This is a genomic window from Sinomicrobium weinanense, assembly GCF_018863395.1.
GTDB classification, from domain to species: Bacteria; Bacteroidota; Bacteroidia; order Flavobacteriales; family Flavobacteriaceae; genus Sinomicrobium; species Sinomicrobium weinanense.
This window is the reverse complement of the sequence record NZ_JAHKRR010000002.1, coordinates 125,500-137,274: the sequence shown is the minus strand read 5'-3', so window position 1 is coordinate 137,274 and position 11,775 is coordinate 125,500. Positions and strand designations below refer to the sequence as shown.

10 protein-coding genes are annotated in these 11,775 nt (G+C 48.0%); all 10 read left to right on the top strand.

Going from position 1 to position 11,775, the window contains the following annotated elements; genetic code table 11:
• Window positions 1-74 precede the first annotated feature (74 nt).
• On the top strand, window positions 75-830 hold the full coding sequence (locus tag KN811_RS06270; RefSeq protein WP_187965866.1) for an SDR family NAD(P)-dependent oxidoreductase: 756 nt from the start codon (window positions 75-77) through the stop codon (window positions 828-830).
• Between the two features lie 34 nt (window positions 831-864).
• On the top strand, window positions 865-1,731 hold the full coding sequence (locus tag KN811_RS06265; RefSeq protein ID WP_187965867.1) for a fumarylacetoacetate hydrolase family protein: 867 nt from the start codon (window positions 865-867) through the stop codon (window positions 1,729-1,731).
• 105 nt (window positions 1,732-1,836) lie between these two features.
• The gene (locus KN811_RS06260; protein WP_216334727.1) at window positions 1,837-2,667 is read left to right on the top strand and encodes an amidohydrolase family protein; all 831 of its coding nucleotides are present in this window, start codon (window positions 1,837-1,839) and stop codon (window positions 2,665-2,667) included.
• A 69-nt stretch (window positions 2,668-2,736) separates the two neighbouring features.
• Entirely contained in the window at window positions 2,737-4,173 is a 1,437-nt protein-coding gene (locus KN811_RS06255; protein ID WP_187967234.1) for an alpha-L-fucosidase, read from the top strand.
• Window positions 4,174-6,573 carry a glycoside hydrolase family 95 protein gene (locus KN811_RS06250; RefSeq protein ID WP_187967235.1) on the top strand — a complete coding sequence of 800 codons (2,400 nt, stop codon included), beginning with the start codon at window positions 4,174-4,176 and terminating at the stop codon, window positions 6,571-6,573.
• 362 nt (window positions 6,574-6,935) lie between these two features.
• On the top strand, window positions 6,936-7,718 hold the full coding sequence (locus KN811_RS06245; RefSeq protein ID WP_187967236.1) for an L-fucose dehydrogenase: 783 nt from the start codon (window positions 6,936-6,938) through the stop codon (window positions 7,716-7,718).
• 71 nt (window positions 7,719-7,789) lie between these two features.
• The gene (gene fucP / locus KN811_RS06240) at window positions 7,790-9,094 is read left to right on the top strand and encodes an L-fucose:H+ symporter permease (protein WP_187967237.1); all 1,305 of its coding nucleotides are present in this window, start codon (window positions 7,790-7,792) and stop codon (window positions 9,092-9,094) included.
• Between the two features lie 55 nt (window positions 9,095-9,149).
• A complete protein-coding gene (locus KN811_RS06235) occupies window positions 9,150-9,491 on the top strand; it encodes an L-rhamnose mutarotase (RefSeq protein ID WP_187967238.1) in 342 nt (113 codons plus the stop codon).
• Window positions 9,491-10,237, top strand: a complete 747-nt coding sequence (locus KN811_RS06230) for a (Fe-S)-binding protein (protein WP_187967239.1) — start codon at window positions 9,491-9,493, stop codon at window positions 10,235-10,237. Before KN811_RS06235 ends, KN811_RS06230 begins: the two co-directional genes overlap by 1 nt.
• A gap of 152 nt (window positions 10,238-10,389) precedes the next feature.
• Complete coding sequence (locus KN811_RS06225) at window positions 10,390-11,766, top strand: lactate utilization protein B (protein ID WP_187967240.1); 1,377 nt, start codon at window positions 10,390-10,392, stop codon at window positions 11,764-11,766.
• Window positions 11,767-11,775 lie beyond the last annotated feature (9 nt).

Genomic DNA, 11,775 nt, shown 5'->3' with positions numbered 1-11,775 from the left:
AAAAACTGGCAACCTGCAACTGGTAACTGGTCCCCCGCAACTTTAAACTTAGAACAATTAGAAATCACAATAAAATGTCAAAAAATGTAATTATAACCGGTGGAGGCTCCGGTATAGGAGCTGCGATAACACGTGTGTTCCTCGATAAGGGGCACACTGTTTTTATGCTGGAACGAAATGTCGAAGGAGCCAGAGAAGCCTTTTCGGAAGATGATGGAGATACCCTGCAGATCATCCCCTGTGATGTCAGTGACCAGGCAGAAGTGCTCAGGGTGATCGATGACATTGCAGCCTCGGGTACTATTGACATTCTCATCAATAATGCCGGAGTATCCCACATCGGCACCGTAGAAACAACTACCGAGGCCGATATGGACAAACTTTTTGCCGTAAACGTAAAAGGGGTGTACAATTGCATTCATGCCGCAATACCTCATATGAAGAAAAACGGCGGAGGTGTGATCCTCAATATGGCATCCATAGCCTCCCATGTAGGTATTGCCGACCGTTTTGCCTACTCCATGACCAAAGGTGCGGTCCTGGCGATAACCTATTCCGTTGCCAAGGACTATGTATCTGAAGGTATCCGTTGTAACAGCATTTCCCCGGCCAGGGTGCATACGCCTTTCGTAGACGGTTTCCTGGCCAAAAATTATCCCGGCAGGGAAAAGGAAATGTACGACACCCTCTCCAAAACCCAGCCCATAGGGCGTATGGCCAAACCCGAAGAAGTGGCCAACCTGGCCTATTTCCTGTGCTCTGACGAAGCGTCTTTTACCACCGGGACAGATTACCCGCTGGACGGAGGGTTTATTAAATTGAACAGCTAAAAAAGAACCACAAATAAAAACAAACACATAACGAATGAAACTATTCAGATTTGGCCCCGAAGGAAAGGAAAAACCGGGAGTAGAACTGCCGGATGGCAAACAACTCGATGTGAGCGATTTCGGGCAGGACTATACGGAAGATTTTTTTGCTGAAGATGGTATAGGGCGTTTAAAGGCCTGGTTAGCGGATCATAAAGACAAATGCCCGGAAGTAACGGAAGGATTTCGGTTTGGCCCCGTGGTAAAACGGCCTTCCAAACTGATCTGCATCGGGCTGAACTATGCAAAACATGCCGCAGAAAGCGGAATGGATGTGCCAAAGGAACCCGTGGTGTTTTTCAAGGCAACATCTTCTATTGTAGGCCCCAATGACCCGGTAGTGATTCCCCGCGGTTCCGAAAAGACCGATTGGGAAGTGGAACTGGCGGTAGTCATTGGCAAAAAAACTTCCTATGTTACCAAAGAAGAGGCCATGAACTATGTAGCGGGGTATGCGCTACACAACGATTACAGCGAACGCGCCTACCAACTGGAGCGCGGCGGACAATGGGTAAAAGGAAAGAGCTGCGATACCTTTGCACCGTTGGGACCATACCTCGTGACTGCCGATGAAGAACTGGACCCCCATAACCTGAACTTATGGTTAAAGGTTAACGGGGAAACGCTGCAAAATTCTAACACCTCAGATTTTATTTTCGATATCCCCACAGTGATCAGCTACCTGAGCGAATTTATGACCCTTTTACCCGGAGACGTTATTTCGACAGGAACTCCTGCGGGTGTAGGACTGGGATTTGATCCGCCCAGATACCTCAAACCGGGTGATGTGGTAGAACTCGGTATTGAAGGGCTCGGATCGGCAAAGCAGGAAGCAAAAGCATATGTTAGTGTGAGAAAGTGAGAAAGTGAGAGAGTGAGAAGGCGAGAGAGTGAGAACGTAAAAAGGAGGGGAAACCTGTTCTCACCTTCTCACTTTCTCACCTTCTCACCATAAAACAGATAGCCAATGAAAATCGATGCTCATCAGCATTTCTGGCAATACAACCCGGAACGGGATGCATGGATAGACGATAGCATGCAGGTCATCCGGAGGGATTTTATGCCTTCGGACCTGCAACCTGTCCTGGAAAAAAACGGGATGGACGGATGTGTAGCCGTACAGGCCGACCAATCTGAAGAAGAAACGGAGTTTCTGCTGAAATGTGCTGCGGAAAACCCGTTCGTAAAAGCTGTGGTAGGCTGGGTAGATCTTCTGTCGGAGGATGTAAGCACATCCCTGGCCCGGTTCTCCGGCAATCCTCTTTTCCGTGGTGTACGGCATATTGTACAGGCCGAACCGGATGATTTTATGTTACGGGAAGATTTCCGGAAAGGCATCGGTGCACTGGGAGCCTTCGGGCTTACTTATGATATTCTGGTCTATGCCCGTCAGTTACCGGCTGCCGTGGATCTGGTACGCCGGTTTCCCCGCCAGCGTTTTGTATTGGATCATATCGCCAAACCGGAAATATCCGGGGGGCTCGATAAAGAATGGACAAAAAACATCCGCAGACTGGCCGAAAGTGAAAATGTGTATTGTAAACTATCCGGAATGGTAACGGAAACCGATAATTTTACCTGGAAACAGGAGGACTTTACGCCCTTTCTTGATACTGTTACGGAAGCCTTCGGAACGAACAGGCTCATGTTCGGGTCGGACTGGCCCGTTTGCCTGATTTCCTGTGGTTATGGAGAAGTGCTGAAGATCGTAAAGGATTATTTCAGTCCGGACGAACTCCCGGAGATTATGGGCAAAAATGCCGTACAGTTCTACGGAATACCTGCCGGACCGGAATAAAAATGACAGGGCTGGTAGAAGTCAGTCAAGAACGATATAAATTATTTAACAACCATAACGCCAAAAATTATGAGGACATTACATGTTTTAGTACTGACGGCTTTTCTGGCCGTAGCCTGCAAGGAGAAGCAAAAGGAGCAGAAGCCCGAAAAACAGCCTGCCGAAAAAGAAACCGTGAATTACCTGGAAGAGTCCGAAGAGGCATTTGACCAGCGTATGGCCTGGTGGCGCGACGCCCGCTTTGGTATGTTTATCCACTGGGGAGCTTATGCCGTACCTGCGGGGAGATACGAAGGGAAAGAGGCAAAGGGTATAGGAGAATGGATCATGTACAATGCAAAAATTCCCGTGGACGTTTATGAAGAATATGCAAAGCAGTTCAATCCCACGGAATTCGATGCAGAAGCATGGGTTTCCCTGATGAAAAAGGCCGGAATGAAGTACCTGGTCATTACCTCCAAACACCACGATGGTTTTTGCCTTTGGGATTCAAAAATCACCGATTATGATATTGTAGATTTTTCACCTTATGGCAAAGATGTGCTGAAGGCCCTTTCTGACGCCTGTAAGGCCCAGGGAATAAAATTCGGACTCTACCATTCCATTATGGACTGGCACCATCCCGATTCTCATGCCGACACTTATGCGGGTGGGGAGCCCTCGGAAAATAATGAAGCGCGTTTTGCCGATTACCTGGAAAACTATCTCAAACCCCAGCTAAAAGAACTGGTTAACGCCTATGATCCCACCATCCTGTGGTTTGACGGGGAATGGGAGAAAGAATTTACCCATGAGCAGGGACTTGCACTGTATGAATATGTGCGCAGCCTTAAACCGGAGATCATTATCAACAACCGGGTAGACAAAGGGCGACAGGGCATGCAGGGCATGAACCGCGACGACAGTGACTATGCTGGAGATTTCGGCACTCCCGAACAGGAAATACTGGACGGTACTTCCGATTTTGACTGGGAATCCTGTATGACGATGAACGATACCTGGGGATACAAAACCGATGACAACAACTGGAAATCCTCGGAAACCCTCATCCGTAATCTCGTTGATGTCGCCGCCAAGGGAGGGAATTACCTGCTCAATGTAGGGCCCGATGCCCTAGGGAATATACCCGATGCCAGCGTAGAACGGCTGGAAGACATCGGGGAATGGATCAAGGTCAACGGTGAAGCGATATACGGCACGGAAAGCCCGGATACGGGGTATAAACAGGGTGAAAATATCCGGTTTACCCGGAAAAAAGGAACACCGATTTATTATGCTGTAAGTTTTGAAAAACCAGGTAAGAGGATCCGTTTTGATCACCTTAAGCCCGAAGAAGGATCGGAAGTTCTTTTACTGGGTTACGACGAACCCCTGGAATGGAAGTATACCGAAGGAGAAGGAGTAACGGTTTCAGTTCCCCGGAAAGCTCTGAGAGCTGTCGGCAGTACCAAAGCGTGGACATTCAAGATCAAAGTAGCGGAAAATAATACATCTTCAGAACAATAGATGAAAAGAATTAAGGGTATAAGTATATTGGTATACATTATTTCCGTTTTTGCACTGCTTTCCTGCAATGATAAAACAGGAAAAGAACCTGGCAAAACCGATAAATTCTGGTATACCCGGCCGGCAGCCGAATGGATGGAAGCACTTCCCGTAGGGAACGGACGTTTCGGCGCTATGATCTTCGGAGACCCGGCGCACGAACGTATACAGCTAAATGAAGATTCCATGTGGCCGGGAGGTCCGGACCTTGGCGATTCAAAAGGCACGCCGGAAGACCTGGAGTACCTTCGCAAACTGGTCAAAGAAGGAAAAGTGCACGAAGCAGACCAGGAGATCGTAAAACGATTTTCCTATAAGACCATGCTGAAATCGCACCAGACCATGGGTGATCTGTATATTGACTTCGACAAGGATAAAACAACAGAAAACTACACCCGTTCACTGGACCTCGACAGTGCGGTGGCTTCTGTACGGTATACAGCGGATGGGAATACTTACACCGAAAAAGTATTTGCGTCTGCAGCCGATAATGTACTCGTTATAGAGCTGGCCACGACAGCCGGGGAGGGCATGGATTTTTCACTAAGGCTGGACCGCCCGGAAGATCACGGGCATCCCACGGTCTCCGTTTCCAATCCTGCTCCCGATGAGATAAGCATGAAAGGTACGGTAACACAATACGGGGGAGTGGTAAAGTCTGAGCCTTTTCCGATAGATAAAGGAGTGAACTTCGAGACCAGGTTACAGGTCAGGCACAATTCCGGCACCGTAAAAGCCGATAACGGTAAATTACGGCTCGAAAATGTAAAAAAGGCCACCCTGATCCTGACCGGAAGTACTTCGTTTTACAACAACGATTACGAAAAAGAAAACACCCGGGTACTCACAACCGTAAAAGACAAGACCTTCGATGAACTTTTACAGGCACACGTAACAGATCATCAGAAATATTATAAGAGAGTGGCTCTCGACCTCGGTGGCGCAGAACTGGATTCGATTCCTACGGAGGCAAGACTGAAAAGAATAAGAGATGGAAAGGACGATCCGGACCTTATGGCCAAACTCTTCCAGTACGGAAGGTATCTGCTTATTTCCTCTTCCAGGCCCGGTACCAACCCGGCCAATCTCCAGGGGATCTGGAACGAACATATCGAAGCCCCCTGGAATGCCGACTATCATCTCAATATCAATTTACAAATGAACTACTGGCCAGCCGAAGTAACCCATCTGAGCGAATTCCACCTGCCGCTTTTCGATTTTACGGACCGGCTGATAGAACGCGGAAAGATCACGGCAAAGGAACAATACGGCATCAACCGCGGAACCGTAATACACCATGCTACCGATCTGTGGGCATCCGCATGGATGCGGGCAGAACAGCCATACTGGGGCTCCTGGATACATGGCGGCGGATGGCTGGCGCAACACTACTGGGAGCATTATCGCTATACCGGGGATACCACGTTTTTAAAAAACAGAACATATCCGGCTTTAAAGGCCTTTGCTTCTTTTTATCTCGATTGGCTGGTAAAAGATGAAAACGGAAACTGGATCTCTGTTCCCGAAACCTCTCCCGAAAATTCGTATATCGCCGGAGACGGAAAACCGGCAGCCGTTTCCGCCGGTGCTGCAATGGGGCACCAGATCATAGGCGAAGTGTTTGAAAATACGCTCAATGCGGCACAGGTGCTCGGCATAGAGGACGATTTTACCAAAGAAGTAAGAGCCAAACTGCAAAACCTGTATCCCGGAGTGGTTATCGGAGAGGACGGAAGGATACTCGAATGGAACAAGCCCGTTGAGGAAGCCGAGAAAGGGCATCGTCATATGTCGCATTTGTATGCCCTGCATCCCGGGAGCAAGATCACCCAGGAAGATGGGGAAGCCTTTGCTGCCGCCAAAAAGACCATTGATTATCGCCTCGAACACGGAGGCGCGGGCACCGGGTGGAGCAGGGCCTGGATGATCAGCTTCAATGCCCGTTTACTGGACAGGGTTTCTGCGGAAGAGAACATCCGGAAGTTTCTGCAAATATCCATGGCAAACAATATGTTCGATATGCATCCGCCGTTCCAGATCGACGGGAATTTTGGGTTTACCGCCGGTGTAGCCGAATTGCTGATGCAGTCGCATGAAGGATTTATCCGGATACTTCCCGCCCTTCCGGAAAACTGGAAAACGGGAAAAGTGGAAGGACTGGTAGCAAGAGGAAATACAGAAGTGGATATAACATGGAAAGATGGTAAACTGACCGGCCTCGGCCTGTATTCCAAAAAAGCCAAAACATGCAGGTTGCTTTATAACGGTACCGAAAAGGAGATAAAACTTCCGGCCGGACAAAAAATATGGCTGGGGAGTGATCTTGCTCCGAAACAAAATGCAGATCAATCTGAAAAATAACGGAGATTGATAGGACATTGATGGAAGATTGGAGGAAGATTGAATCCCGATCGCCATCGGGAGATTGACCTTAAACATTTCAATCCCATTCAATCTCCCGGCGTAGCCGGATCAATCTCCTATCAATCCTTTACCCCTGTCGAAAGGCGTTGCCTTGAGCACTTCGGCGGGTTCAGTACATCACCTGTCGAAGGGCGATGTCCTGAGCCTGTCGAAGGGAATAAAACTCAGGCAGTTCCTAATATCCAAAAGAATAAAACAATAGGAATAACAAATGTTAAATCGTTAATATTAGGCCATATAAATTTTTTTTAAGCTATTTTTAGCGCTTAAATTGTGCCGAAAAACAGGAAAATGCAGGTATGAATTTACATTTAGACGAGAAAGTGATCATAGTGACCGGGGGAGCAAAAGGCATCGGTTATGGAATATGCGAAGTGCTTGCCGGAGAAGGCGCGATCCCCGTTATTGTGGGAAGAAATGAGAGTGACAACCAGAAAGCCATCCGTGCGATAGAAGAAAAAGGAGGAAAGGCCGGTGCCGTAATAGGCGAACTAACCGATCCGGAAGCATGTGCCAATGCGGTTGCAGAGGTGCTGAAGAAGTTTGGAAGGATAGATGGCCTGGTCAACAATGCCGGGGTAAACGATGGTGTAAGCCTCGAAAATGGCTCTTATGAGCAGTTTGTGGCCTCCATCAACAAAAGCCTTACCCATTATTACCTGATGGCTCATCTCGTTCTGCCCGAATTGAAAAAAAACCGGGGAGCCATAGTCAATATCGGTTCTAAAACCTCGCTTACCGGCCAGGGTGGCACCTCCGGGTATGCAGCGGCCAATGGTGGCCGGAATGCACTTACCCGGGAATGGGCGGTGGAACTGCTTCCGTATAACATCCGTGTCAATGCGGTGATCGTATCGGAATGCTATACGCCGCAGTATGCAAAATGGATAAAGACCTTTCCCGATTCCGAAGAAAAATTAAAGACAATTACCGAAAGAATACCCCTGGAAAAACGTATGACCACCGCTGAGGAAATAGCCAATACAGTGGCCTTCCTTTTGTCTGACAGGTCGAGTCATACTACCGGACAGTTGCTGTACGTAGACGGGGGATACGTACACCTGGACAGGGCATTAACCTGAAAAAATTAAAACCCGATAAAGAATTAAGCACGGTCAGAGATCGATCAATCCCAATAAAAACCCATAAAATAGTGAAGAAAGAAACATTATCACCCGTGGTTCCGAAAAAGAACCTGCTGCCCTTTATTCTTGTGACTTCCCTTTTTGCCCTCTGGGGTTTCGCAAACGCCGTTACCGATCCTATGGTGCAGGCTTTTAAAAAAGTACTGGAACTCAATAATTCACAGGCAGCCTGGGTGCAGATGGCATTTTACGGCGGGTACTTTTGTATGGCACTTCCGGCAGCACTGTTCGTCAGAAAATATTCCTATAAAACAGGGGTCCTCATAGGCCTCGCCCTGTATGCCGGAGGGGCACTACTGTTCTACCCGGCGGCCATCACTGAAAAATTCTGGTTCTTCTGCCTCGGATTGTATATCCTGACTTTCGGCCTGGCCTTTTTAGAGACTACGGCCAACCCTTATATCCTGGCCATGGGAGACACTAAAACCGCAACACAAAGACTCAACCTGGCGCAGGCGTTTAACCCTCTCGGGCTGGTTCTCGGGCTCCTGGTAGCACAGCAATTTGTCCTTAGGAAACTACAATCCGTAGATGTGGAAGACTTCAGCGCCCTGGATGAAGCCACGAAAGTCATGATCCGTACTTCAGACCTCATGGTGATAAGAGACCCTTATGTAGCTCTGGGGCTTGTGATCCTTGCCGTATTTGTGTTGATCGTGGTGAGCAAGATGCCGCAGGTAAGAGATGAAGGAGGTATTCCTGGCCTGAAAGAAACATTCTCCGGGCTTTTCCGGAACAAAAAATATATTCTTGGAGTACTGGCACAGGTCCTCTATGTAGGTGCACAGATCATGTGCTGGACCTACATATACCAATATGCCGAAGGCCTGGGAGTAAGCAGTGACGATGCGGCGTATTACCAGTTTGTCGCTTTTATACTCTTCCTTGTAGGACGTGCCATAGGTACGTATATGCTTCGCTTTATGAGTTCCGGAAGGCTACTGATGGCCTTTGCCTTGCTCGGCATAGCATTCTGTATCGGTACCATCTGGATCAATGGAATGTTCGGGCTGTACAGTATAGTAGGTATATCCTTTGCCATGTCACTGATGTTCCCCACGATTTATGGTATAGCCCTCGAAGGCCTTTCTGAAGAACAATCAAAAATAGGAGCGGCCGGATTGGTAATGGCTATTGTGGGAGGAGCCCTGATGCCCCAGTTCCAGGCCCTTATCATAGATATCGGAGGGTCTGGTGTATCCGATGTATTAATTACCGGGGTTCCGGAAGTGAATTTTTCGTTTATCCTGCCACTGGTTTGCTTTGTTTATATAAGTATATACGGTACCTGGGTACACAAAAAAGTATATTGATCCGTAGCCGGTCCTCCTAACTTGCAACCTGCAACATTTAAACTGTGAACAAGCAATGAAACGGTATTGTTTAGCCTTGGATTTAAAAGAAGATGATGAGCTGATCGCCGAATACGAAGCTCATCATGCGAAAGTGTGGCCCGAAGTGTTGAAAAGCATATGCGAAAGTGGTATTATAGACATGGAAATATATCGTATTCAGAACCGCCTGTTTATGATCATGGAAACTGATGACGATTTTTCCTTTAAGCAGAAAGAATTTATGGATGCCTCGAACACGAAAGTTCAGGAATGGGAAAAGCTGATGTGGAAATACCAACAGGCCATGCCGGGAAGCAAACCCAGGGAAAAATGGCGACTGATGACCAGGATATTTGATTTTAAATCTGCCTTGTAATGCTTGTAGGACTGTTTGTGCCCTGTTATATAGACCAGCTATACCCGAAAGTGGGGAAAGATACTTTGGAAGTGCTGGAAAAAGTGGGATGCACTGTTGTTTTTTTACAAGACCCCTTGTGTTGCGGCCAGCCTATGGCCAACAGCGGATATGAAAAAATGACCCGTGGTTACGAAAAACCATTTTTGAAAGCCCTGCAGGAGGTAGATTACCTGGTAACCCCGTCGGCCAGTTGTTCATCCCATCTTACCCATCATCTGCTGAAGCCGTTGGTTGGGAAAGAAGAACTGTCCAGGGTAAGGGAGCTCACCGAGTTTCTTCACGACGTTACCGGCCTTGAAAAACTAAAGGCATCTTTCCCTCATAAAGTGGGATTACACCTGTCCTGTCACGGCCTTAGGGGATTAAACCTGGGGACGCCTTCAGAACTAAAAGTACCGCACTATTCCAAAATAGAAGAAGTACTTTCCACAGTGGACGGACTCGAATTGGTTGTTCCGCCCAAAGCCGATGAATGTTGCGGCTTTGGCGGGAGCTTTGCCGTGTCTGAAGCAGCAGTTTCCGTAAAGATGGGAAGCGATAAGATGAAGGGTATGTCTATGGCAGGTGTCGAATATGTAACTGCTACCGATATGTCGTGCCTCATGCACCTGGAAGGGGTGTTCCAGGCGGAGAACAGCCCGATGAAAATAATGCACATAGCAGAACTGCTCAATTCGGAAGAAGGGGGAAGTGGTAATCAGTAATCTGTATTCGGTTACGTCCGGTCTTCTGGGCATTTTGAAGGAATTTATATGGGGTTGTCGAAATGCTCAGAAAAGGATTGAGCCGAAGGCTAATCACCAAGTACCCAACCACTGAATACCAACCACCGAATACCAAACCTAACAGATGAATCATGAAAGGAACACATGCAAATCTGAGCAAAGAATTTATAACCACCTCCGACAAAACGGACTGGCATAATGATGCCTTGTGGTTCTTAAGAGCCAAACGTGATAAACAGCGCGATACCATAGAGGATTGGGAGAAGCTGCGAAGCACTGCTGCTGCGATCAAGGACCATACCCTGTCCCGCCTGGCAGATTACCTGCAAACCTTCGAGGAAAATGCATTACAAAACGGAATGCAGGTACATTGGGCATGGGACGATGCCGAACTTCGCGAGATCACCGCCTCCATACTCCGTGAAAATAATGCTCGGTCCGTAGTGAAGAGCAAATCCATGCTTACGGAAGAATGCGGGTTGAACCCTTATCTGGAAAAAGAGGGATTCGACGTGGTGGATACCGATCTTGGCGAAAGGATAGTCCAGCTCAGGAAAGAACACCCCAGTCATATTGTTGTCCCTGCTATTCACCTGAAAAAAGAGGAAGTCAGCGACACTTTTCACGAAAAGATGCAAACAGAAAAAGGCAATGCCGATCCGGGCTATCTCACTGCTGCGGCCAGGGAAGCATTGCGAAAGGACTTTATAAAAGCTGATGCGGCAATAACCGGCGTAAACTTTGGGGTTGCCGAAAGCGGCGCCGTAGTGGTCTGCACCAATGAAGGCAATGCGGATATGGGGGTGCACAGTAAAAAAACGGTGATCCACTGTATGGGACTGGAAAAACTCGTTCCGGGGTATAAGGAACTGGCGGTCTTTACCCGGTTGCTCGCCCGTTCGGCAACCGGACAGCCAGTTACCGTTTTTACCTCACATTACAGGAAGCCGCGACCGGATGTGAAACAGCACATCATCATAGTGAACAATAAGCGTACTGATATTTATACCGATCCGGAATTCCGCCAGGCCATGCGTTGCATCCGTTGTGGGGCATGTATGAACACCTGCCCGGTGTACAGGCGTTCCGGCGGACATTCCTATCACCATACGGTCCCCGGACCCATCGGGAGCGTACTGGCCCCGTTCTACGGCAAAGAAAAAAACAAGGACCTTCCTTTTGCTTCTACACTCTGTGGTTCGTGCAATAATGTATGTCCGGTAAAAATAGACCTGGCCGGGCTATTGTATAAATGGAGGCAAAAACTTACAGATGAAACCTCTGCCGATACATCCAAAAAAATGAGTATGCAAGTGGGAAGCAGCATATTGAAAAGCCATAAAAAATACGGGATGGTCACTACGGCGTTCCGATGGGTGCCGAAAAGCCTGTTGCAGTCAAAATTCAACCCTTGGAACAGTAAAGGAGAAGACGGCAAAAAGGCCAGGGTGTTCCCGGAAGTGCCCGGGGAAACCTTCCGGCAATGGTATAAGAAAAGACAAAAATAATATAAACTC